The sequence below is a fragment of the Timonella senegalensis JC301 genome (assembly GCF_000312125.1).
Taxonomy (GTDB): Bacteria; Actinomycetota; Actinomycetes; order Actinomycetales; family Cellulomonadaceae; genus Timonella; species Timonella senegalensis.
Genome location: NZ_HE978641.1, coordinates 907,586 through 931,205, shown reverse-complemented (window position 1 = coordinate 931,205; position 23,620 = coordinate 907,586). Strand labels below are relative to the sequence as shown.

General features: G+C 62.0%; 20 protein-coding genes. 5 read left to right on the top strand and 15 right to left on the bottom strand.

The window, feature by feature from the left end; all coding sequences use genetic code 11:
• Positions 1–182 precede the first annotated feature (182 nt).
• From HGSM_RS03975 to HGSM_RS03965, 3 genes are read right to left on the bottom strand one after another with little or no spacing between them, the layout of a single operon-like run.
• Positions 183–1,082 carry a carbohydrate ABC transporter permease gene (locus HGSM_RS03975; protein ID WP_019147449.1) on the bottom strand — a complete coding sequence of 300 codons (900 nt, stop codon included), beginning with the start codon at positions 1,080–1,082 and terminating at the stop codon, positions 183–185.
• On the bottom strand, positions 1,075–1,995 hold the full coding sequence (locus tag HGSM_RS03970) for a carbohydrate ABC transporter permease (RefSeq protein ID WP_019147448.1): 921 nt from the start codon (positions 1,993–1,995) through the stop codon (positions 1,075–1,077). Before HGSM_RS03970 ends, HGSM_RS03975 begins: the two co-directional genes overlap by 8 nt.
• On the bottom strand, positions 1,992–3,209 hold the full coding sequence (locus HGSM_RS03965) for an ROK family transcriptional regulator (protein ID WP_019147447.1): 1,218 nt from the start codon (positions 3,207–3,209) through the stop codon (positions 1,992–1,994). Before HGSM_RS03965 ends, HGSM_RS03970 begins: the two co-directional genes overlap by 4 nt.
• Before the next feature lie 406 nt (positions 3,210–3,615).
• Here HGSM_RS03965 and HGSM_RS03960 point away from each other — a divergent pair, with 406 nt between their 5' ends.
• The 3 genes from HGSM_RS03960 to HGSM_RS03950 all read left to right on the top strand — a co-directional run bounded on the left by HGSM_RS03960 (position 3,616) and on the right by HGSM_RS03950 (position 6,169).
• Positions 3,616–4,293 (top strand): hypothetical protein, encoded by a 678-nt coding sequence (locus HGSM_RS03960; protein WP_019147446.1) that lies wholly within the window; start codon positions 3,616–3,618, stop codon positions 4,291–4,293.
• A 315-nt stretch (positions 4,294–4,608) separates the two neighbouring features.
• Positions 4,609–5,460, top strand: a complete 852-nt coding sequence (locus HGSM_RS03955; protein WP_019147445.1) for a PhzF family phenazine biosynthesis protein — start codon at positions 4,609–4,611, stop codon at positions 5,458–5,460.
• 64 nt (positions 5,461–5,524) lie between these two features.
• Positions 5,525–6,169 carry a DUF5701 family protein gene (locus HGSM_RS03950; protein WP_019147444.1) on the top strand — a complete coding sequence of 215 codons (645 nt, stop codon included), beginning with the start codon at positions 5,525–5,527 and terminating at the stop codon, positions 6,167–6,169.
• Here the strand turns inward: HGSM_RS03950 and HGSM_RS03945 are convergent.
• From HGSM_RS03945 to HGSM_RS13585, 12 genes are all read right to left on the bottom strand, one after another.
• Positions 6,127–7,491 (bottom strand): MFS transporter, encoded by a 1,365-nt coding sequence (locus tag HGSM_RS03945; protein ID WP_019147443.1) that lies wholly within the window; start codon positions 7,489–7,491, stop codon positions 6,127–6,129. The two genes, HGSM_RS03950 and HGSM_RS03945, sit on opposite strands and share 43 nt — an antisense overlap.
• Positions 7,492–7,784: 293 nt before the next feature.
• Positions 7,785–8,645, bottom strand: coding sequence for an HpcH/HpaI aldolase/citrate lyase family protein (locus HGSM_RS03940; RefSeq protein ID WP_040594294.1), 861 nt, complete (start codon positions 8,643–8,645; stop codon positions 7,785–7,787).
• Positions 8,642–9,862, bottom strand: a complete 1,221-nt coding sequence (locus HGSM_RS03935) for a CaiB/BaiF CoA transferase family protein (RefSeq protein ID WP_019147441.1) — start codon at positions 9,860–9,862, stop codon at positions 8,642–8,644. Before HGSM_RS03935 ends, HGSM_RS03940 begins: the two co-directional genes overlap by 4 nt.
• Before the next feature lie 10 nt (positions 9,863–9,872).
• Positions 9,873–11,981 (bottom strand): SUMF1/EgtB/PvdO family nonheme iron enzyme, encoded by a 2,109-nt coding sequence (locus tag HGSM_RS03930; RefSeq protein ID WP_019147440.1) that lies wholly within the window; start codon positions 11,979–11,981, stop codon positions 9,873–9,875.
• Positions 11,982–11,983: 2 nt separating this feature from the next.
• Positions 11,984–12,898 (bottom strand): ribokinase, encoded by a 915-nt coding sequence (locus HGSM_RS03925; RefSeq protein ID WP_019147439.1) that lies wholly within the window; start codon positions 12,896–12,898, stop codon positions 11,984–11,986.
• Positions 12,899–12,906: 8 nt separating this feature from the next.
• Positions 12,907–14,304 carry an ADP-ribosylglycohydrolase family protein gene (locus tag HGSM_RS03920; RefSeq protein WP_019147438.1) on the bottom strand — a complete coding sequence of 466 codons (1,398 nt, stop codon included), beginning with the start codon at positions 14,302–14,304 and terminating at the stop codon, positions 12,907–12,909.
• On the bottom strand, positions 14,301–15,464 hold the full coding sequence (locus HGSM_RS03915; protein WP_019147437.1) for an ADP-ribosylglycohydrolase family protein: 1,164 nt from the start codon (positions 15,462–15,464) through the stop codon (positions 14,301–14,303). The genes HGSM_RS03920 and HGSM_RS03915 overlap by 4 nt, the downstream gene beginning before the upstream one ends.
• A gap of 105 nt (positions 15,465–15,569) precedes the next feature.
• A complete protein-coding gene (locus HGSM_RS03910) occupies positions 15,570–16,865 on the bottom strand; it encodes an ABC transporter substrate-binding protein (RefSeq protein WP_019147436.1) in 1,296 nt (431 codons plus the stop codon).
• 130 nt (positions 16,866–16,995) lie between these two features.
• Positions 16,996–17,895: a carbohydrate ABC transporter permease gene (locus HGSM_RS03905; RefSeq protein ID WP_019147435.1), complete on the bottom strand. Its 900-nt coding sequence runs from the start codon at positions 17,893–17,895 to the stop codon at positions 16,996–16,998.
• On the bottom strand, positions 17,892–18,857 hold the full coding sequence (locus HGSM_RS03900; protein ID WP_019147434.1) for a carbohydrate ABC transporter permease: 966 nt from the start codon (positions 18,855–18,857) through the stop codon (positions 17,892–17,894). The genes HGSM_RS03905 and HGSM_RS03900 overlap by 4 nt, the downstream gene beginning before the upstream one ends.
• Positions 18,858–18,867: 10 nt before the next feature.
• Positions 18,868–19,890, bottom strand: a complete 1,023-nt coding sequence (locus HGSM_RS03895; protein WP_019147433.1) for a LacI family DNA-binding transcriptional regulator — start codon at positions 19,888–19,890, stop codon at positions 18,868–18,870.
• A gap of 218 nt (positions 19,891–20,108) precedes the next feature.
• Positions 20,109–21,491, bottom strand: a complete 1,383-nt coding sequence (locus HGSM_RS13585) for a glutamyl-tRNA reductase (protein ID WP_230197477.1) — start codon at positions 21,489–21,491, stop codon at positions 20,109–20,111.
• 346 nt (positions 21,492–21,837) lie between these two features.
• Here HGSM_RS13585 and HGSM_RS03885 point away from each other — a divergent pair, with 346 nt between their 5' ends.
• Both HGSM_RS03885 and HGSM_RS03880 read left to right on the top strand, forming a co-directional pair.
• Positions 21,838–22,932, top strand: coding sequence for an ATP-binding protein (locus HGSM_RS03885; RefSeq protein ID WP_019147431.1), 1,095 nt, complete (start codon positions 21,838–21,840; stop codon positions 22,930–22,932).
• Positions 22,933–23,178: 246 nt separating this feature from the next.
• Positions 23,179–23,568 (top strand): SHOCT domain-containing protein, encoded by a 390-nt coding sequence (locus HGSM_RS03880; RefSeq protein WP_019147430.1) that lies wholly within the window; start codon positions 23,179–23,181, stop codon positions 23,566–23,568.
• Positions 23,569–23,620: the final 52 nt, after the last annotated feature.

Below are 23,620 nucleotides of genomic sequence, written 5' to 3'. Positions count from 1 at the left end.
CTGGTTCTGCGCGATCGACTCACGCGGAGCGAACCAGTGGATGTAGTAGGGGCGAGGAACCTCGCTCCGCTCGATTCCTACGATGCTCGAGCTCACTTCAGACCTATTCCCATGACGAGCCTGCACGCTCGCTCTCGCATCCGCAGGAACCTCGCTCCGCTCGATTCCTACGATGCTCGAGCTCACTTCAGGCCCGTGTGCGACATTCCTTCGATGATGTGCTTCTGCGCGAACAGATAGATGACCGCGATGGGGATGATCGACATGACCGAGCCAGCCATCACCACATCCCACTCGGTGGTGTACTGCCCCTTGAGTGTTGCCAGACCCAAAGGCAACGTCATGAACTCCGGAGACCGGATAACCACGAGGGGCCACAGGAAACTGTTCCAGCTGCCCATGAATGCGAACACGGCAAGAGTTGCCAAGGACGCTTTGGTCAGCGGGAGGATCATGGTGGAGAAGATCCGCAGGTGACCGGCACCATCCAGAGTCGCGGCCTCGTCGAGGTCACGCGGAATCGAGTCCATCGCCTGCTTAACCAAGAAGATTCCAAAGGCAGCCGCAATGGTTGGGGCGATAAGCGAGAGGTACGTGTCGTTCAGTTTGAATTCCGTCATCTGAATGAACAACGGAACAACGAGTACCTGCATCGGGATCATCATGGTTGCGAGATACAGGGCAAAGACAACGTTCTTTCCCCTGAATGCGATTCGCGAGAACGCGTAAGCGGCCATGGACGAGGTCAGGAGCTGAAGCACTGTGGTTGCAATCGCAATAAACAGTGAGTTCGCAATAATCCGTCCCACGGGAAGCGAATCGAAGAGCTTCCGATACGCGTCAAGGGTTGGGTCCTTCACCAGCAGGCTCGGGCCAGACGCCAAGGTCCCGCTCGGAGTGATGGACGTGACCACCGTCCACAGGAAGGGGAACAGCATCATGATTGCGCCGAGCACAACCAACGCGTGGAGAACCAACGACCTTCCGCTAAGTCGGCGCGATGAGGTCACTTTGTCTGCCTTGCTTGATGAGTGCGCTTGTGGCGCACGGGTTGACTGAGTCAGCACAGTCGAATCAGGCATTGTGTACCCACCTCTTCTGACCGACTAGTTGGAACGCGGTAACGAGCATGATGAGCAAGAACAGAATCCACGAGAGCGCAGATGCTTCTCCTGCGCGGCCATACCTAAATGTCAGGTCATAGATTTGGCCGACGATGACCTGGCTTGAACCGGATGGTCCGCCGCCGGTCATCATGTAGACCTGATCGAACACTTGGAAGCCGTTGATCAGGGAGATAACAATGACAAAGAAACTCGATGGGGAGAGCAGCGGGAACGTAATGCGCCAGAATCTCTGCCAGGCATTAGTGCCGTCCATCTTCGCGGCCTCAAGAACGTCCCCGGGCACGGCCTGCAATCCCGCAAGCAGGATCACCATGACGAAGCCAAGATCCTTCCATGCCGAGGCGAGGATGACCGAGGGCATCGCCCACACAGGGTCGGTCCACCAGCCTGGTTGGGGCAGGTTGAGGAAGCCAAGCACTTGGTTGACCAGACCGTTGGATGGATTGAGCAACCACTGCCAGACGAGGGCCACGACTACCCAGCTGGTAATGACCGGAAGGAAGTATGCCGAACGGAAGAATGCTCGCCCGTAGATTTTCTGGTTCAGCAGGACCGCGAGCGCCAGTCCGCCGAAGTAAACGATCGGCAAGTACCCGGCGATATACAGCAGGGTGTGACCGATGATGTCCCACGTTTGGTCCGAACTCAGGAGCTTGGAGTAGTTTTCCAAGCCCACCCACTTCATGTCCGAAATGAGGTTCCACTCGTGCAGTGAGATCCACAGGGAACTGATCATCGGGCGGAACACAAAGATGGCGAGTGGGATTGCGGAGGGCAGAAGGAAAAATGCGAGCCAGCCGTAGCGCTTCCAGTCCGTCTTTTTCTTCCGCGTAGCGATGGGTTCCCACGTGTGTGCAGCGCTGGTCATGCTCCAACACCGGCTTCCACGGGTGCGCTCAGTCGCTCACGGACGAGTTTGCCTTGCCCGCCGGAAGTGTTACGGGCGTCGAACGGCGCTGCGAGCACGAGAGCCGCGGCACCGAGCGCCCACTTGTCGTCCGCCCACGACTCAACGATGTATGGGAGGTTCGACCGAGCTGCCCACTGGCCTGAGCGGAATCCCTTTTCGAATCCGGGCTGCCAGAATTCCCAGGCGGCAATGCCTTCGCCCAGCAGGACAACGATCTCTGGGTCAACGGTGTGCACCACGCCCGCGATCGCGCGTCCGAGCATGTAGCCAGCACGTTTGAAGATCTCCTGTGCTTGGTCTGACCCGCGAGCGGCGAGGTCTAGGAGGTCTTCGAGGTTTTGCTCCTGCGAAATCAGACCGTGCTCGCGTCCGGTTGCTTCGAGTGCTTTCTGTCCAACGAGCGCCTCGAGGCATCCGTATGCTCCGCAGTCGCACAGAGGGCCGTCGATGACAGCGGGAACGTGTCCGATTTCCCCGGCTCCTCCAGACGCGCCTCGGTGCAGTGCACCGTCGACGATGATGCCGCAGCCGATGCCTCGTCCGATGGTGATGGTCAGGAACGATGAGTATTTTTGGCCAGTGCCGTAGAGGCGCTCGGCAACGGAGAGTGCATTGACGTCGTTCTCAACGAGTACCGGAACACCGAGGCGCTTTCGCAGGTATGGCCCCAGTTTGACTTCATTCCAGCCCAGAGTTGGGGCGATGACGGTGCCCGACTCTTGGGAATTCACACTTCCGGCAATTCCAACGCCGATTCCGAGGAGCTTCCCCTCGTACCGAGCCAATTGCTCTTCGAGTAAATCACCAAGCACGTCGATCGCGTTGTCTGCTGAGGCGTTGTACGGGTGGGTGTGAGCCTTGATGATGTCGCCGTCGGCCGCAACTTCAACAATCTGCACGTGGGTCGAGGCGACCTTCACCCCGATTGCCCCTCCAGCGTCCTGTACCAGTCCGATGAGCCGGGCTGGTCGTCCACCCGCGGACGGAACCGAGGCGCGCTCTTCGATGAGCTCGCGCTCTATGAGGCTCTTGGTCACTTGGGTGACGGTTGCCGGGGAGACATCGAGCATTCGCGCGATGTCTGCGCGCGACACTGCGCCGTGACGACCCAGCAACGCGAGGATCGCCGAGGGTACGAGGTCGCCGTTGGAGGAGACTGTAGATCGAACCACGTTCCAACACCTTTGTTCAGTACTAAATTTAGTCCTAAATTAACGCGGTCTTGGGCCGCTGTCAAACATGCATTTCAGACGCCCCCCGCCCCTGACCCAGCGGTCCTAGATTCTTGCGCCAGCCAATCCCAAGCGACAGGCGGCAACATCGGGCACTTAGAGACGTGGCGACAACACGGCGGAACATGCCCTCAAGAGCCTGGAAAAGCAGCCCAACACAGGACCCACACCCAGCAATGCGGCGACCCGCAGAACGTCTCACCTTCCGGCCTCCTGGTGCCGTTTTGGGCGTTTTCAACCGCTTGTTTGTTACAGATTGTTAAACGTTGACCTGGGACCATGGACCTAAAACGTTTTAGCCCCTAATCTGTGAACCAACTCACCTTTAGTTGAACGGAGAACCCCCGTGTCTCAACGCATTATCAACGCAGGCAATGCCCGCACTTCCCGCCCAACCCCGCTGCGCGTTGTGGCCGCACTCGCCGCTGCCGCAGCCCTCGCCACACTCACCGCATGCGGTCCGCTTCCTTCCGAGGGCGACGCCCTCCCTGGATCCGATTCCGCGCCAAAGGGCGAGTCGGGCAGCACGGTCGACACCTCGGGCATCGAGCCGCTCGTCACCCCGGTCCCAACCTGCAAGGACTTCACCGGCATGCTCGGTTCAATCGTCCAGGGCCTGACCCCCAAGCAAGGCGATTTTGAGAAGCGTTCATTCTCGGGCGGCGCAGAGGTCGTTGAGTGCAACTGGGTCAACGAGGAGTACGTAGCCAAGAAGGACGGCGCCGGAGTCCTCACGTTCGAGATCCGCTCCGCCAAGATCAATGCCGAGGCGTACATCGCCAAGAACGATGCGGCTGCACTCGCAATCGACGGCGCGCCAAGCGTTTCAGAGGGCGGCAACTCGTTCGCTATCGAGTCTGCGGTCACCCCAGACTCAGTAGTCAACTCGGACGGCGTCATCTCCGTGTTCGAGGGCATGACTGTTCTGACGAGGCTCGACGCCGAGGAAGGCTCGACCCTCGCCCCAACCGTGTTCCAGGCGCTCGACGCCCACGCCGCGCTGTTCAAGGCCCTCAAGGGCTGACCTAGCTGGCGCAATGAGCACTGTCCCGGCCCCGAACTCCCGTTGGAGTCCGGGGCCGGGCTGTTTTCTGGTGGTGCGAAATGGGTACGGGGACGGGAGCGGCACGCTTCTCCGATGTATGCGCATCTCACCGATGTATGACTCGCAGCCATACATCGGTGAGATGCGCATACATCGACAGCGGGGCCACCCACCACCACCCCACCACCACGCACCCCACTTCTCCCCGTTCTCCAAGGCGCCCATTCCATGGCACAATTTAGTGCCCGCGTTTCACATCATGGACAGCCCGCATTCCCCGGAGCAGGGAGCAGCATGACGACCTACCGTTTCACCCAAGTCGACGTATTCGGCACCGGCCCGCTCAGCGGCAACCCGCTGGCCGTGGTCCACGACGCCCACGGGCTGACCAGCGAGCAGATGCAGGCGTTCGCGCGCTGGACCAACCTTTCGGAAACTGTGTTCTTGCTGCCCGCGACCAGCCCAGACGCCGACTATCGCGTCCGAATCTTCACGCCGCTCGAGGAACTGCCCTTCGCGGGACACCCCACACTCGGCAGTGCCCACGCATGGCTCACCGCCGGCGGAAGTCCGCGCCACAGCAGCGTTGTGGTGCAGGAATGCGGCATCGGCGAGATCCCTATCCGCGTTTCGCCGGAATCGTTGGCGTTTTGTGCTCCTCCGCTGTCCCGTTCCGGGGCGGTGGATCAAGGCACGCTCGAGCGCATCTTCGACGCGCTTTCTTTAACCTCCCGCGACGTGGTCGGCAGCAACTGGATCGCGAACGGCCCCAACTGGATCGGCCTGCTGCTGCACAGCGCCCAGGCTGTGTTGGATCTGAGCCCCGACTTTGACGCGTTGGGCGACTTGGAGGTGGCCGTGATCGGCCCGTACACCAAGGGGTCGGCCGAGCGTCGCGCGGGGATCGACTACGAGCTACGCGCCTTCGTCCCCGGCGTAGGCATTAACGAGGATCCCGTCACCGGCAGCGCGAACGCCGGCATGGCGAGTTGGCTCATCCCTGCGGGCAAACTCCCGCCAAAGTACTCGGTCCGCCAGGGCACCGTGGTGGGCTCGGATGGCCGCCTGCGCGTGGAGTGTGCCCAGGGTCAGATGTGGGTGGGCGGTGCCGTCCGCACCGTGACCTCCGGGACCGTCGAACTCTAGCGCCGGAATTTTCGCGCCGGCTCCTTGGTTAAGTAGGTTCCGGCCACCCCATGCAAGGAGCGCAATGCCCGTTTTTCCTGCCCTGTCTACCCAGATCGATCGTCTAGTTGAGTTGGGGGCGCCCGCTCGCGCGGGCCTGTCCGAGGCCGATTTCCGCGGCCTCGCCGCGGACATTGACCCCACTATTTTCGACGATGGAGCAGCTCTCGTTGTCCTGTCACCCACGCTGGTCCCGGCCGCCGCTGTGGCTGACCTCCTGACACTCAACGGCAAGCCAGGATTCGTGGTCGTGGACATGACAGACCTCCACGAGTTCGTGAACATTCCGGGCCTTGTCCGCCCCGAGACCCCGCTGTACGTGCTCACGGGAATCGACCGAGGGGACGACATGGCCAATTGGTCTCCCGATGAGGCGCTTCCGGAGATCCTCGGCCGCGAGCGCACTCCCCTCACCGTCCATGAGGGCATATCGTGGCTGCTCCAGCGCCCCGAGGACCTGGAGCCAAACAAGTGCTTCATGACCATCGGGTCACGCAAGCGCAAGGACGAGGCCGGAAAGAAGCTCGACTCGCGGACCCCGGCACTGTGGATTTCTGGTGGCACAGGCCGCGATGGCAAGGAAGCGAAGGGCGCACCCAAGGTCGGCTGGTGTTGGGCCGGTAACCGTCACACGTGGTTGGGTTTTGCCTCGGCTGACTCTGCAGTGTGAGCCGGTTCGCCGGCAGACTTGGGTGAGCGGGCTAGGGACCTGACCAGCGGAAGCGCAAGCAGCAGGCCAATGCCCGGGATGAGGAAGGCTAGCCCAAGTCCTCTGCCTTGTGCGATGAGCCCGAGCATGACTGCGCCGATGAGCGCCCCAAAGTAGTTGAACAGGTTCACACGGGCGATGATCTCGTCCGAGCGGCCAGGCAGGAGGTTCCCTGCGGCGCTGAATGCGAGTGGCACGAGGGCACCTGCCGCAAGGCCCGTGAGACCGAACCCAAGGATCGCTGCCCAGACTGCCGGGACGAGTGCAACCACGACGGAGCCGAGTGCGCCAACGATGATCGAAATCTTGGCGAGCATGGTGAGTCCGATGCGCTGCTCTAGCGCGTCCGTGACGAGTCGCGCGAAGAGGACCGCGCCTTGGTACACCGCATACGCGAAGGGCGCGATGCTTGCGGCCGCGCCAAGCCCCTCCTGCATGTACATGGTTGACCATGCAGAGACGGAGGAATCCATGACGTACGCCAAGAAGACAATCATTGCCACGGCCGCGTAGATAGCGAACCGGATCTTGTCGCGGTCTATCGCGCCGTGTCCGGTAGCTCCCGTGGCACCGACGTCTGCGGTCGCGACTTCCGCGGTCGCGGCCGACCCAACGCCGCTGGCACCATCTACTTCAGCACCAAGCGTTCCAACTGTGTGCCCCTGCGCGGGCGGCCTTCCGGTGACCGTGTCCCGCACCTCGAGCGTACGGGACGCCACCAGAGCTCCCACCACGTCCAACACGGCAACCGTGGCGAGTGCCATGAACACTGAGCCGTGCAGCGCGATCGACGCGGAAACCAGCAGGGCTCCGCAGATCGTGGCGGCCGTGGCCACGGCGTAGAACCTGCCAAGAAGCGCCTTCCCGGCACGCTTTTCCACGCGCACACCCTGCATGTTCTGGGCGGCGTCCACCATGCCAAGCCCCACCCCAAACACGAACACCGCGCCAAAGAACACCGACAAGGCTGGGGCAATGGCCACAGTAAACAGCGCCGCAGCCTCAACGCTCAATCCCCACACCGCGGCGGCCCGGCTAGAGGCCCGCACCGCCACCGCGTTTGCCACCACAGACCCCACGGCCGCTAGAAGCACGGTCACCAGCAGAACGAGTGACACAGTCATCTCGCTGAGCGACCATTTAGAAGAGAAACTCGGCAGAGAGGTCATGATCGTGGCGTAGCCCAGCCCTTGCACTAAGTAGACAACGGCGGCGCCAAGGATGTTGTGGGAAAGCGGGAATGCTGAGGTGCGCTCCAGCGACCCCGGCTGGACATTATTCATGCGTGCTCCTACCTGCGACATTGCAGGTTATCGGCCGCCATGCGGGGTGGCGGCGCGTGCGAACGCGAACAACTGCTCGGTGTACCCAGTTAAGCCCTAGGCGCCTGCTTGCGCAACCATTGGTTCACGGCCTGGAGCGCTAGTTGGACCCATCCCCTCTCCCCCTCCCATCGAACGGATCAATAATCATCCGTTCGATGAGGAAAGTGACGGTGGGGCGTACCCCGGTCTCCCCGGTCACCCGTGCAGCCCACTCCGCGCCAGTCCCGCCACCCAACAGGCATTATTGGTCACTATGCCAGTTGTGAGAGTGCCACAGTGCGTTTAGCTAGTTGCACCATTGCGGCGTCGAGGAAGGTGCCGTCCGCTAGGACGGCCGTCCCGGAGCCCGCATCTTGGGCGTGCCCGAGGGCCGCGATGACTGCGCGTGCGCGCTCGATCTCGGCTTCGCTGGGCATGAAGGCCGAGACAATCGTGGTGAGTTGCTTGGGGTGGATCGCCGTTCTCCCGAGCATCCCGAGGGCCTTGCCTTCGAGACAGGAGGCCGCCAACCCGTCAAGGTCAGATACGGACGCATAGACGGCCATGGACGGTGGCTCCAGTCCAGCGGCTCGGGACGCGTAGACCACGCGTGAGCGGGCATACTCGAGGCCCTTATCGCCCTGAATACCCAGTTCGGAGCGCAGATCAGCCTCTCCGAGGCTGAGGCCCGCCACCTGCCGGTGAGCCGTGGCCAACGCCAGCGCATTTTCCACGCCAAGCGCGTTTTCTAGGAGCAGGAACACCGGCCGTTCGTCCACTTCCTGCGCGATGGAGACCACTTGTTCCGCCGTGGTGGCCTTGGGAATGCGCACCCCTACGCTTGCGGGAAGGCCACGGACTAGGGCGAGGTCCTCTGCATGCCACTGACTGCCGCGGACGTTGACGCGCACCTGCAGCGAAACAGAGCGTCCTGTGCTCGTGAGGTACCCCTGTGGACCGAGTTCAGCGTCAGCGAAGAACGAGGCCAGGTTGGCGCGCGCCTCGTCCTTCCTCCCGGCGGCCACCGCGTCTTCGAGGTCGAAGATGACGGCGTGAGCGCCGGATTCGAGCGCCTTAAGGAATCGCTCTGGCTTGTCTGCGGGCGCGTAGAGGAGGGTGAGCGGCACACTCATTTGACCGCTCCGCCCTGCCTCAGCGCATCGATCTGCTCTGCGCTGTAACCGAGTTCTTCCAGTAGTTCGGTGGTGTTCTGGCCGGGTGCCCGCCCCGTGAACCGGATTGCACCCTCGTTCGTTGGATTGCTGGAGAGCCTGAAGAGCGGTCCTTGCATTGCCATGCGCCCAAGGTCGGGGTCGTCCATGTACCGGATAGTGCCGATTGCCTGAAACTGCGGGTCGTTGACAATGTCTTCAGGCTCGTAGATTGCCGCAATTGCAGCTTGGGCTTCCTCGAATGCTGCAACAACCTCGTCGCGGTTACGTTGAGCAATCCAACTTCCCACGGCCTCGTCCAGCTCGTCGGCGTGCTGCGCGCGCTGCGCACCCGTGGCAAACCAGGGTTGGTCAATGAAGTCCGGGCGACCCACGAGTGTCATGACTCGTTCGGCGATGGATTGGGCCGACGTCGAGACTGCTACCCACTTGCCGTCTGCCGTTTTGTAGGTGTTGCGCGGGGCGTTGTTCGCGGAGCGGTTTCCGGTGCGCGGCTGGCTGTCGTGGAGTTGGTCCCAGCGCGTGATCTGCGGGCCCAGTACGCCGAGCATGGGTTCCACAATTGCCATGTCGATCATCTGCCCCTTGCCCTGGTTGGGGCCGGGCACATCTCGGGCGTGCAGCGCGGTCATGATCGCGTAGGCGCTGGCCAGCGAGGCTATTCCGTCTGCTAGCCCAAATGGTGGGAGTGTGGGAGGGCCATCTGGTTCACCGGTGGATGCCGCGAAGCCGCTCATGGCTTCGGCGAGGGTACCGAACCCGGGCCTGCGCCGATACGGTCCCACTTGGCCGAACCCGGTGATGCGGGCCATCACGAGGCCCGGGTTCACTGCGGCGAGGACGTCATAGCCGATCCCCCATTTTTCCAGGGTGTCCGGCCGAAAGTTCTCTATAAGGACGTCTGCCTTAGCAACGAGTGCCTTCAGGACCTCCTGCCCCTCGGGCGAGTGCAGGTCAATCTGAATGGTCTCTTTGTTCCGCCCCAGGGTCTTCCACCATAGGTTGTGTCCGTCCTTGGCGGCGCCATGTCCTCGGGAGGGATCCGGGCGCAGTGTGTGCTCGACCTTGATGACGCGTGCGCCAGCGTCTCCGAGGTGCATGGCGGCCATGGGCCCCGCGAACAGGGTCGAGACGTCGAGCACCACGATGTCGCTGAGGGGCAGGGTGTGGTTTGTCATCGTGTTTTCCTCAGTTTTCGTTGGTGGCTAGTGGCCACGCGCAGCGGAACCCAATGTTCGCGCTGCGGGCCATGCCGAAGCCTGGGAGCAGGTACTTGGCAGAGAACTCGGGCTTTCTCACGCCGCCGTCGAAGTACCACTCGGAGTCGGTGATGAGGTAGTCCATTCCGCCCTTGAGGAACACGAACCGCGAGCGGCCGTCGCTGTGTTCGGAGTTGGTCAGGTTCCAGACGGCTGGGGTGAGTCGCTGGAAAGAGCTCTGGGCATCGCCTGCGGTTGCGCGGGCGTTCTGGGCTGCGATCTGCCATTCGTCTTCGGTGGGAAGGACGCCGGACGTCCATGCGCAGTAGGCGTGGGCGTCATCCAGGAGCACGTAGGTCACGGGCTGGTCCTCGGTACCTGCATTGGGCTGCCCGTACGGGGTTCGGGTTGATCCCTTGTCCCAGTGGGCGAGGAAGCTCTGCTCGGTGCGAGGCGTGTATCCAGTTGCTTCGAGAAAGGCGAGGAATTCGGCGTTGGTGACCTCCCTCGAGGCAACAGCGAGGGGACGCGGCACGGTCACCTCGCGTTCGAGGGTTCGCACGTCGTGTAGGCGGGGCGGAAGTGGCTTCCATTCGTTCACGTACGGAGCGCCTTGATACATGCCGGTCTCACGCATTCGATACTCCACAGTCAGGGTGTACTCGCCTGCGTCCACACGCACATGTGCGGGGATGGCGTCAGGTGTGTGTCCGGACGGCTCTGGCGCACTCGCCACGCGAAGAGCGCGGCGGTGTTGGAATTCGGCGTTCTCGGTCCACTGCACGGCCGATACCTGCGCCATGATGTCGCGAGCTTCAGCCTCCCACGCACGGCAAACACGCAGAACACCTCCAATCGAGTGCGCTGGGATCGTCACGGGGCTGCTGGGTGTGTCAAGCTGTGCGCCCGTGGCGAGGTCAAACCAGAGATCGTCTGCCCATGCGGTTGCAGAGTCGAGCGCTGGTCCCGCGTCCGTTGCAGCAGCGGTCTCGCACAGTAGTGGCCCGGAGTAGGTGTGCGTTCCACGGTTGACGGCTGTCCACAGGGTTGCGTCCCCGGTGTGGAAGCGGGAGGCGAACACGCTCGCTTGGTGCGCGGGGCTGGCAAGTGGCGCGAGCGGCATCCATTCACCGTCCACCAATACGCGGCTCATGCCGCGCAGGGTCGGGAGCATGCGGCGTAACGTGGCGGCGTCGCGCTGGTTCCAGCCGACCCAGACGCCGAACACAATTTCCCAGGTCATTAGACCAACGCCGTTGATCCACGCGGACTGGAGTTCTTGGCTGTGGTCTCTGTTCCAGCGGCGGATGTGGTGCTGCATGTGCTTGCGTTCAAACCAGTGGGCTCGTAGGACTCCTGGGATGTCGGAGTCTGCAAACCACTGGGCCCAGGACAGGGAGTGGTCGGTGACGCGTGCGAGCGGGAGCTTGGATTCGCCTTCGAGCGCGATCCCCGGGCGTGCTTCTTCTAGAGCGGCAACGAACTGTGGGTTCGCTTCCTTCATGGTGTCGAGGAAGATTCCGTCTGCCTCGAGTTCCTTGATCAGCGCGGCCAATTCGGTCACGTCGTCGCCAGAGCGGCGGGTTTCGGTGTCCCAGGGGTTGTAGTCCACGAACACTCTGACCCCGCGGGAGTGGAAGTAGTCCACGAGCTCTTTGAGTCCGGGGACCCCGCGGTAGTAGTCCCACTGGTTGCGGTCATCGATGCCAATGACCGGGTATGCGTGCCACAGTACGACTCCGTCGAATCCGCCCAGTCGCTCGGTGGCGTCGGCGAGGAGCCTTTCCGGGGTGAATGCCATGGCTTCGGCGTCATAGAGCAGTTCGTCCCAGAGCCACACCTGTGCCACGGTGAAGCAGCTTTGCGCCCAGGTCGCCTCGGCCCGGTCGTACATTGCCGGGGAGTAGTCCAGGCGCTGCGCGGCTTCTTCCCTCCAGCGCGTTATCTGTGCGCGCCACGCCGGCCACTGGGCGGGGTCGGCGGGTGGGACAAAGATTTTCACATCGTCGAGCACGCTCAGGTCCGCGTCGGCGCCCATTGGGACGTCGGTCGGCTTGTCGATTGGCCTGGGAACGAGTGGGTTGAAGCCGTTGTGCATGGTTACTTTCCGTCAAAGTGCGTGGCCCAGAACGCGGGTGTGTCCTCGCGCTGTGGCACTGAGTCTTGTGCGCCCTTGGCTTGGACGGCGAGTGCCGCCGCGCTGGACGCGCGCTGCATTGCAATGAGTGGTGTGTTTCCGTGGGCGAGTTCTGCGGCGAGGACTCCGCAGAACGTGTCGCCTGCCGCGGTGGTGTCGACCGCGTCGACCATGACCGCTGGCACGGCTATGGTCTCCCCGTTGCGGGTGTGCAGTTCGCTGCCCGCTCCGCCGAGCGTGACCAGCACGGCGGGCACGCGCTCGAGGAGCGCGGCGAGCGCTTGGTCCATGGTTGCGTCGGGCGCGTCGGCCATGATGAGCGCTTCGTGCTCATTGACGACGAGTATGTCGACTTGGTCCCACAGGTTCTGTGGGATGGGGACAGCTGGGGCGGCATTCAGGATGAAGGTCGCCCCTTCTGCCCGTGCTTCCGCGGCTGAGGCTACGGCTCCTGGCGGCACTTCGAGTTGTGCGAGAAGCACGTCGGCGCCTCGGATAGCCTCAAGCGCTCGGCCAACCGGGGCATCCACCTGTGCATTCGCGCCGGGGATGACCACAATTGAGTTTTCGCCGCTGGAGGACACCGTAATCAGGGCCGTCCCGGAGGGCCCGTCCACGCGTTCAATGTGTTCGGTGTCTACCCCTGACTCGTTCAGAGATCGTGCCAGAATGTCCCCATCTGGGTCTTTGCCCAGCGCCCCCACCATGAGGGTTTTGGCGCTGCCTGCGCGAGCGGCGCCAACGGCCTGGTTGGCGCCTTTTCCGCCGCCGTTGCGTATGAGCGAGTCTCCAAGCACCGTTTCGCCGGGGGCTGGGGACCGATCCACAAAGGCCGTGATGTCCATGTTGATGGACCCGAAAACAGCAACCGTGTTCATGACTTCTCCTACCTACTGGCCAGCGCGATGGTGTCGTTTACTAGTCCAGCAAACTCTCGGGGCGACCCGCCAGGCATGGAGGTCACGACCGAACCATTGAGTGGGGCGATCCACTTGCGTGGCAGGCCTGACTCCCCATTCAGTGCGCCCATAACTCCTCCCACGGTGGCTCCGATGGAGTCGGTGTCCCATCCCGCAGCCACTGCGAGAGTGATGGCAGCCTCGTAGTTGCCCTTACTGAACGTGGGGGCGCAGGCCCCCGCGGCAGCATTGTTGAGGGTGTGCACCCAGTGCAGGTGGCCGTACCGCTCGTGGAGTTGGTCCAGCGCTGCGGGCACCGAATCGGCGCTTCGTCCCACTTCGGCGCCAAATCTCACCGCGTGTGCGAGCGCGCTGTCTGCCGGGATGACTGCCAGCCCGGCGAGTAGCACCAGCTCCACTGCGCGCGCGATCTCTGCCTCGCTGGGTCCATGAACCTCAACTGATACCGCTGCCGAGGCCATGGCAGTGGCCCACATTTCACCGTAGATGCCGTTACGGGTGTGCGAGAGCCGCGCATCGGTCCAAGCCAGCCGGGCCGCCGCTCGCGGGTCACCTGGGCGGGACCATCCAAAAGCGTCTCCACGGATTAGGGCACCGATCCACTCCCTGAACGGGTTGAGATGCATGGCGGTTTCCGGCACCGGCCGCGCATCGAGGATGTTGCGGTATGCGGCGCGCTCAGCTGTAAAGACTCGCCCTCCAGGCAGGTTGTTGAGCCACGCCGTTGCTACGTCGTCGGTAGTGAAGTCCATTCCGTACTCGGCCATGATGGCAAGCCCCAGGATGGGGAAGTTCATGTCATCATCTTCGGGCATGCACGTGATGTTCTCCTCGAGCGAGGTGGGTGCACTCCGGCGGTTCCACGGCCACTTCTCGTTCACGTGGGCGGGCAACCCCTGTGCCGTGAAGTATGAGTTCAGCGGCCACCGACCAGTTGCCCGAGCGATTGCCTCGATGCCTGCACGTGGAATCTTCTCCACGGGTTTGCCGAGGAGACAGCCAGCGGCCCGGCCCAGCCACGCACCGGAAACACGGTCATGGAACTGAGCAGAGTTAACGTCCACTGCGTCGATCGCGGGCGGCTCGCCTGCGAGTGCGATGATCGCGTCGTACTCGTTGGGTTCGTGCGGGTGCGGGGCAGGAGCGAGCGCGTCGAGCTCGGCCAGCAAGGCTCGGGCGAGTTTCCGCATCTCCTCACTCGCAGCCACGGGTCCCGCGCCGCTTACTGGCGCTGCAAGGTCTCCTCCCGCTTCCTCCCAGCGCCGCGCGATGTCGGCGAGCGCATGCTCGTCTTTGCCCTCAACTGCGGACTGAACAAGCTCGTGGGGAAGCAGGTCCTCGGGCTGGGCCCAGGTCAGCCTCATGCCAACTCACTCAAAAGGGAAGTGGCTACGTCGAGCTCAGCGCGAGTGCGCTGCGCGTCGTCGGTCAGGATCTTGGTGGTCACGTCAACCAGCACGTCGGCCACGGCCCCCACGTCAATCTTGGACGCGGTCTCAACAGTCTCAATCCACTGAGGAGGAATGACGTCCATGCCACCCATCGCTGCGCACACCGAACCCGCCATGGTGGCAATGGAGTCCGCGTCGCGCCCATAGTTGGTGGCCCCCAGGACCGACTTCTCAAAGTCGCCGTCGTGCGCCAACACCAAAGCCAACGCAACGGGAAGTTCTTCAATGGACTTGGTGCGCGAGGCCCTCCGTGCGTCCATTGCTGGCTCACGGTAGGTGTCGCCCACGGTGTCGTAAGGCTTGATCGCCTCACGGAGCCTCTTGTTAAGCTCCCATTGATCCTCGATCACACCGTCAACACGAGCCTGCTCAACTACATCACGTAGCGCCACCAAAGCGGCGCGCGTACCGTCATGCGCCAGCGCAACACACTCGTCGTAAATTGATGCAGCGGTAGCGCCGGGACGCAACCCAGCTGCCACACTCGCCGCAAAGATACCGGCCGCTTCGCGGCCGTAAGACCACTGGTGCGTGCCCGCAAGATCGATGCCCTCGAGGTAGGCAGCCCGCGCGTTGCCCGCGTTCACCACACCAACAGGGGCCATGTACATCGCGGCACCGCAGTTCACAATGTTGCCCACACCAGCCTCACGCGGATCTTGGTGTGCGTAGTGGAGCTTGGCCACGATCCACTTTTCTGCCAAGAACACGCGCTGGAGCAGCGTTCCCTCCGCATCAAACTCCGGGATCCAGCGAATCTCGTTCATCATCTTGGGCACTAGGTATGTTGCAATGTCGTACGCATCCAAATGGCGCCCCGCCTGTGCATATACCTCAACCAAGGCATGGGTCATGAGGGTGTCGTCGGTGATGTGGCCGTCACCCTTGTAGTACGGGGCAATGGGACGTGCTGTCTTCCAGTTCTCGTGGAACGGGCCAACGATGCCCGTGACGGGACCACCGTGGCGTTCATGGATTTGCTCGGGCGACCAACCCTCAATCGCGCCCCCGATTGCGTCGCCCACAGCGGCGCCCTTGAGTACGGCATGGATTCGGTCCTGTAGCCAGTTCACGTTTCTCTCCAACAGCAAAAGGAAGTAATGGGGTGGTGCCTAAAAGGTGCCTCAAAGCAGAGGCGGCCGAAGAGCCTGGGCCCTGCGGCCGCCTCCCTTGGTTGATCAGCGGGAAACCTGTTCCCAGCCTGCGTTGAGCTCGGTGCCGAGTTGATCGATGTCGATCTCCTGCGCCAAGAACTTCTGGAAGGCCGGCGTAGCTACCGTTTCCTTCCATTGGGTGTACTTGTTGACAAACAGGAATGGAGCCGAGGTGAGGTGGTTACCGGACTTGAGGGTCATGTCCCAGCCGTCCTCGCCCTTGGTCTCGGTTGCAATGACCTCACGTGCAGATTTCGACGCTGGGATCAAAGCGTCAGCCTGGTTGAGCTTTGCCATGTTCTCGCCGGAGGTGAAGAACATGACGAACTCTGCTGCCGCGTCAACGTGCTCAGAGTCGATGTTGACCGAGATGGTCTGAGGGTTTGCTGCCTGGTCTGCGGACGTGGTGCCCTCAAGTGGAGGAAGAACGATCCAGTCGAGGTCTGCAGGTGCGTCCTTGACCATGTTCGCTGCCTGGAACGAACCCTGGACCGTCATTGCAGCCTTGCCGCCGTAGAAGGTAGCGAGAACTTCGGAACCGGACTGGGTCAGGGAGACCGGGTCGATGGTCTTGTCGGTGAAGGCCATCTCTCCAATGCGCTTAGGAACTTCCAGTTCACCAGCACCGATACGGATGGTGGCGTCGTCGCCGGTGCCCTCGAAGTACTTGCCGTCAAAGCCAAGTCCGAGGCTCATGAAGGTAGCAGTTGGGCTCTTGAGGCCCCATGCCAGACCGAACTGGTCTGCGGTGGTGGTCTTCTGGGCCATCTCACGCAGCTGGTCCCACGACATGGTGTCCCCGGTTGGGATCTCAACTCCAGCTTCCTCAAGGAGCTTCTTGTTGGCAAACACCATGTACGACTGCATTTCGGTGGGTGCCGCGATGATCTTGCCATCCACGGTCACGGAGTCCCACACGCCCTGGTCTACGTCGCTCTTGACCTCGTCTGGGATGTGTTCGGTCAGGTCTGCGATGTATCCGTCGGCTGCGAACGGGATGATGCTCGCGGCCTCGTAGTGGATGATGTCGGGAGCTGAATCACCGTTGAACTGCGTCACCAGCTTGTCGTACACGCCATCCCAGCCCGCAGGAACGATCTCGACCTTGCGGTCTGCGTTCGCTTCGTTCCAGGCAGCCACGATTTCCTCGGTAGCAGCAATCGCGCCAGGCTGGTCGGACAGGGACTGGAACGTCATGGTGAATGGTGCGGTCTCTTCGCCTTCGTTTCCTCCGTTTCCTTCGTTGGAGCTGGAGCAAGCGGTCAGGAGAAGTGATGACGCTGCGATGAGTCCGAGGGCGCCTTTGACACGGAGCTTCATTTGAGTTTCCTTTCGGTGATTACGGTTGGTGTCGCTGTGTGTTCTTCGATCGGTACCGGCCGGTTGCGCGGTGGCGCGTTCGGCGCGGTGATACGTGCGGTTCCACGTTGGTGCGGGAAGGACGGGGCCGTTAGCCCTTGACCGCTCCCGCCATGAGACCGCTTGCCAGCTTTCGCTGGAGCAGGGCAAAGAAGATGATGCTTGGAATGGTTGCGAGTACCGCGCCGGCAGCCAGCGGGCCTAGTGCGACCTTTCCTTCACCGCCAACGAACATCTTGAGGGTGATCGGGAGCGTGTAGTTCTCCGGTGACTGGATGAGGACCAGTGCGAAGAAGAACTCGTTCCATGCGGAGACGAAGGAGAACATCGCGGTTGCGATGATTCCTGGCTTGAGGAGGGGGAACACGATTCCCATTAGCACCTTGAGTCGGCTTGCTCCGTCCATTGCTCCTGCCTCTTCGAGGTCCACGGGGATGCTCTGGACATAACCCTGGAGCATCCAGAGAGCAAACGGCATGGTGTAGGTGGTGTAGACGAGGATTAGGCCCCACAGGTTGTCCACCAGTCCCACCTGCTTCAGGATCAGGAACAGCGGGATGATGATGAGGATTACTGGGAAAACCTGGCTGACGAGGATCCAGCCCGTACCGGCTGCGCGGATCTTTCCCTTGAATCTCGCCAGCGCGTATGCGCCAGGCAGGGACACTACGATCACCAGAATGGTGGTGGCAATCGCGACGAAGATCGAGTTTCCGGCCGAACGCACGAGACCTTGCTTCTGGAGTGCTTCCGAGAAGTTGGAGAAGTGGAAGTCCTGCGGGATGAGGTTGGCGGTGAGCGAATTGAGTTCACCGGAGGACTTCATCGACGCCGAGATCAGCCATAACAGCGGGAAGCCGAGGAAGATCAGGTACAGGGCGAGTGCCAGGTACTGCAACACGCGGATGGTCAGGTGCTTACCGGAAAGCTTGGGCTTGCGGTCTTTGCGCTCAGGTGCGGTTGCCGGCGGGTTGAGGGTTACGGCGCTCATTTGATCTTGTCTCCCTTGAACTGGGTCCACAGGTACACTCCGAGGAGCGCAACGACTACGAGAACCAGGAGGTCACCCATCGCGGCTGCGTAGCCGATGTTGCGGTTCTTGAAGGCTTCGATGTAGGTGAAGAGCATCGGGAGCATGGTCTTTCCGCCCGGTCCACCTTCCGTCATGACGTAGACCAGACCGAATGAGTTGAAGTTCCAGATGAAATTGAGCGATGTGATCGAGGCGATGATTGGCTTGAGGCTTGGCAGCGTGATGCTGCGGAACACGAGCCAAGCGTTTGCGCCGTCGACCTCGGCGGCCTCGTTGAGTTCCTCCGGAATCTGCTGCATTCCGGCGAGCAGAGTGATGGTTGTCTGGGGCATACCCACCCACACACCCACAACAATGACTGCGGGTAGCGCAGTGGAGAAGTCGCCCAACCAGTTGATGTCACTGGGCAGTCCCATTGATCCGAGCACGGCGTTGAGTGGGCCTGCGTTGGGGGAATAGATCATCTTCCACATGATCGCCACGACCACGGGCGGCATGGCCCAGGGCAGCAGTGCCAACAGTCGTGTGAAGCCTTGGAACTTGAGGTTTGAGTTCAGTAAGAGCGCCAATCCCATGCCTGCCAAGAGTTGCAGGATGGTCACTGAGAATGCCCAAATCATTCCGATTTTGAACGATTCCCAGAAGTATGTGTCCGACATGAGGCGAACAAAGTTATCAAACCCAATGAACTGGGTTTCATGGTTGCGCTTCAGGGTGTTATCCGTGAAGGCCATGAATATTCCGATGAGCAGAGGTGCCACCGAAAAGAGGATCACTGGAATCAGCGACGGGATGACGAGCATGATCGCTTCTCGTCGCTGCGCCTTGCCCACTCCGCGCATCTGGGGCTTACGCGATCTGTGCGTTGCCTTGGATGCTACAGAGTCGGCTGACGGCGTTGTCAGCTCACTGGTACTCACTGGTGTTCCTTTACTGGTTGTCCGGTAATGAACGAGGTTGGATTGTTGATGCTCGAACGGTCAGTTCAGGCAACACGGTGTGGTGACTCGCCTTGCGGCTGGGCTCGTTGATCCTTTTGAGGAGGAGTTGGGCCGCGAGCCTGCCGCGTTCTCGGGATCCGAGGCTCACGGAGGTCAGAGGCGGGTTGAATGTATCTGCGAAGTCTGTGTCGTCGATGCCGATGACTTGGAGGTCGTCAGGGACGGTGAGGCCTCGCTGCGCTGCTGCACGGATTGCACCCATTGCGAGGAGGTCGTTCGCGGCCACGATTGCGTCGATTTTGCGGCCGCTGGACCCGGCGCGTTCAAGAAGGGTGCGAGCCGCTTCGTAGCCGCCGGCCACAGTGAAGGCTTCCGCGACGGCCGTCAGGCGACTTCCGGGTACGGCCCTGTCGAACCCGCGTTGGCGCACTTGGCCTGGTGTGGTGTCGAGTGGACCGTTGATAAATCCGATGCGCGTGCAGCCGTTCTCCGTGAGGTGTCGAACGGCGAGCTCTACACCGCGGGCCGAATCGGTCTTGATTGTGTCGACTTTCTGGCTGGGCCCGAAAGCACCAATGACGACCACCGGCACAGGCGATTCCTCAATGGCTCTCGTGAGTTCCTCGGTGATACGCAATGGGCTAATGATTAGGCCATCGGCGAATCCGCGTTTAAGGTCGTGCAAGATTTCGACCGTCTCTTCAGGTGTACTACCCGTATCGGACACGAAGAGCCTGATCCCGTGCTGGGATAGTTCCGATTCGATCGCGCGGAGCATCTCCACGTAGACAGGGTTACCGATGTCGTCAACAGCAAAAGCAACTTGGAGTTTGCGGCCAAATTTAAGCGATCGCGCCGTGGCATCGGGAACGTAGCCCAACTCCTGTGCTGCCTTGCGAACCTTCTCCGTGGTCTTCTTGCCTGCTCCTTGACCGCTGAGCGCCCGTGATGCTGAAGCGAGAGAAACTCCAGCGTGTTGCGCTACTTGAACCAGCGTGGGTCGCTCTGCCACGTGTTCCCCTCCCCTCATCATCGAGTCTCGAGTGCAAAACTGGAAACGTTTCCAATTTTGTTTGTAACACCCTCTCACTGAAAAAGGGGGCTGTCAACCGTTCTGCAAATCATGGGAGGAACTGCGGGATACTATGGCACCTTAGGCCAACTACTCACACTCTTGCCAACCTGCTGCCTTCTCCGGTTTGATCCGTGAGGCCACACACGAGGGGCACTTTAGATTTTTCCTTGAGCACCCAACACACGCCGGTGCATCTCCGCGTTCAGTTCCCTTGCAGCGCGCCTTCCAGCTTCCGCTCGGTCAACACCGCGACCAACGAGTCCCACCACGCGGGCCTCGCGCTTGCGCGCGAACTCCTCAACCACAGCGGTGACCGCCGCGTCGGCGGTGCGCATGTCCTCGCGTTCCGCGTACTCCGCCAGCCCTGCTGCAAGCACCGCTTCCGCCTCTCGCAGGACCTCCTCGGCCGCGGCCGGCGCGTTCGCCCGGACCGTGGCGAGGTCGATGAACCCCACTCCCGCCATCCCCGCGATTCTCGGGTCCGCGTCCCTATGCAGCGCCAAATCCACCACTACCAGCGGGCGCGCCGCTCCTTCTGGGCCGTCCGCCGCCTCGGCGCTCGCGCGTCGTGCCGCCGCGATTGCCGCTACATCGAGCACGTAACTTATCGACGATTGCTTCGCCACCTCCCCGGCCCGGTCGTGGGCTGGGTGGTGGGCAGGATCGTCGAGAATCGGGGACGTAGGTGACGGAGAAGGCGGCGTGCCGCCGCGGTGACCACTGCTGTTCCCCGAGCAGGCGACCACGACGTCGGCGTCCGCGATAGCGGAGGGCAGGTCCGAGGCGGGAGTGATCTGGTGCGAGACGGCAAACGCGTGGGCGCGGCCGGAGCCGGAGTACACGGCGATATCGCGGACGCCGCGAGCGCGAAGCGCGGCCACCGTAGCGCCGGCGTACGCACCCGTGCCCACCACGAGGACGGAGGCGCGGGGCCAGGGCGGAGAAGCCTGGCTCGCGAGGTCGAGAGCAACTGATACGACGGAGCGGCCGTCGCTGGACAGTGCCGTGGAGGATGCGATCGCCTTGGAGGTGCGCAGGGCGCGCTGGAAGAGACGTTCGAGCGGGCCGGTGGTGAGCTGGTCCACGTGCGCGGTCCGGAGCGCTCTACGAACCTGACCTGCAATTTCGCGCTCACCCACCACTAGGGAATCGAGCCCTGACGCCACGCGGAACAAGTGCGCTGCTACGTCCGGGCCGGTGTGCACGGTGAAGGCCCGCTGGGTGAGGGAATGCGGGAGGGAGGATGCCTGGGAAATGAGTTGGGTGGCTGTGGCCGTTGCGGCCGCAATGGACGAGGCTGCGGTGACAGGTGCAGCAACGCGGGCGGTGGAGACTAGCGCGCTTTCGGGCACGCTCGCGTCGAGGTCAACATCTAGGTAGACCTCGAACCGGTTGCACGTGGAGAGCACCACGCAACCGCGGTTTCGCGCGCTAGCGGCCACGAGGGACTTGCCCAGGGTGTGGGTGTCTCGAGTGAGTTGCTCAAGCAGGTCGAGGTCCAGATCGTGGTGGCTTGCAGTCATAGAAATCAGTGCCACGGCCCTTTGATTTAACCACTGGGGGCAGCCAAAACGGCAACCCGCGAACACCTACTAAGACGCCGTAAACACGGGTAAACCATGGGCGCTGGCACCGAGCACTCCCCCCTGCCCCCAACACCCCACCGCACACCCCCGCACCCCCCGCACACCCACAGCACACCCACAGCACACCCACCGCACATCCACCGCACATCATCGAACGGATGATTATTGATCCGTTCGGCATCCAACGGATCAATAATCATCCGTTCGATACAAGCGCCACATATCCGGTCATGCACAATTGATGATTTCTCGCGGCGCCCCCTCCACCCAGCCCCAAGGCAGTGGCACCGTTGAATCCATGAACACATTGCCGGTTGGTACGCGCGTTGATGCCCCTGATTCCCCCATGAACCTCAAGGCCAAGGGGTTCAACCGACACACTTTTTGGTGCGGGCAGAGCGGGTCCGGGAAGACCTACGCTTTGGGTGTCGTACTGGAGCAGCTCGTCCTCAACACTGAACTTCCCATCCTGATTCTTGATCCCAACTCCGACTTCACCAAGATGCGCGAACTGCGTGACACGGTCCGTCCAGAGGATCGCGCAGCACTCGAGGCCAAGGACATCCGCGTCTTCCACTCCTCCAGCGATCAGAAGCCCCGCCTGCACACGAGGTTCACCGAGCTCAGCATGAAGGCAATGGCAGGCGTGCTCAAGATGGATCCGATCAAGGATGCCGAGGAGTTCAACGCACTCCTGCACACTGAACCCGACCGCGCCACGTTTAACGGCCAAGAGTTCCTGCGGGAACTTCTGCTTTCCGGGGACCCCGCACGCCAAAAGCTGGCCAAGCGGATAGACAACCTGCAGGTACTGAACTGGGATGTGTGGGCGCTGTCGGAGTCCAACATCACGGACACGGTTGCGGAGCGGCCGGACGTGACCGTTGCCGACCTGGGCGGGTTCGAGGTTGCCGATGAATCCAAGACCGCGGCCCTCGCAATCCTTGAGGCCCTGTGGAGGCGCCGCAACGAGCGCCGCCCCATCCTCATCGTGATCGACGAGGCGCACAACCTCTGCCCGGCAGAGCCGAACGGCCCGCTCGAACAGGCCCTTACCGACCAGCTCATCCAGATCGCTGCGGAGGGCCGCAAGTTCGGCCTGTGGCTGTTGCTCTCAACGCAGCGTCCCACCAAGATCCACCAGAACGTGCTCTCGCAGTGCGACAACCTTGCCCTCCTGCGCATGAACGCACCTCGCGACTTGCAGGAGATCGAGTCCGTGTTCGGGTTTGCCCCTGCGGAACTGATTCGCCGGTCGTCCACGTTCACCCAAGGTCAGGTTCTGTTTGCGGGAGGGTTTGTTGAGGAGCCGACTGTAGCCCAGATGGGCTTGCGCCTCACCGCCGAGGGCGGAGCGGACGTCAAGGTCCCCATCCCCGACATAACCGTCTAGCCGAACTCACGCCGCCTCCGCGCGTGCACCACCCGCAACAACGCTCACACCGCCACAGGCCACGCCAAACCCAACACCACGCACGACCAGAGGAAACGCCCTCATCCTCAATTAATGATTTTGCGGGCACTTCCAGCGGTCCCTAGCACGCACGCCCAAGCGCGGTGTGAGAATTCAAATATCGGGCCCGAACGGTGCGCATCCGCGCCCGCAGGCGATGGCCCCAACGCTCGCGAAAGGATTCCCATGAGTTTCCTCAACTCCCTATGGGACGTAGTTTTGATGTTCTTCTGGGCTTCCATTTTCATTGCCGCTCTCGTGGTCATGTTCATGGTGGTCACGGACTTGATTCGGGACAAGAATCTCAGCGGCTGGTGGAAGGCGTTATGGATTCTTGCCCTAATCTTTGTGCCTGTACTGACGAGCCTCGTTTACCTCATCGCACGCGGCGACGGCATGGCTGAGCGCTCCGTCAAGGAAGCCAACGAAATGCGTGACAAGTCGGAGGAGTACATCCGGTCCGTGGCTGGCAAGTCTCCTGCGGAGGAAATCGCATCGGCTAAGGCTCTGCTTGATTCCGGCGCCATCACTCCCGAAGAGTTTGGTTCGCTGAAGGCTCGCGCCCTAGCTGGCTGATCCTTCCACCTCCCTCTCTTCATCGAGAGTATTCCTGAGCCCACTCTCATCT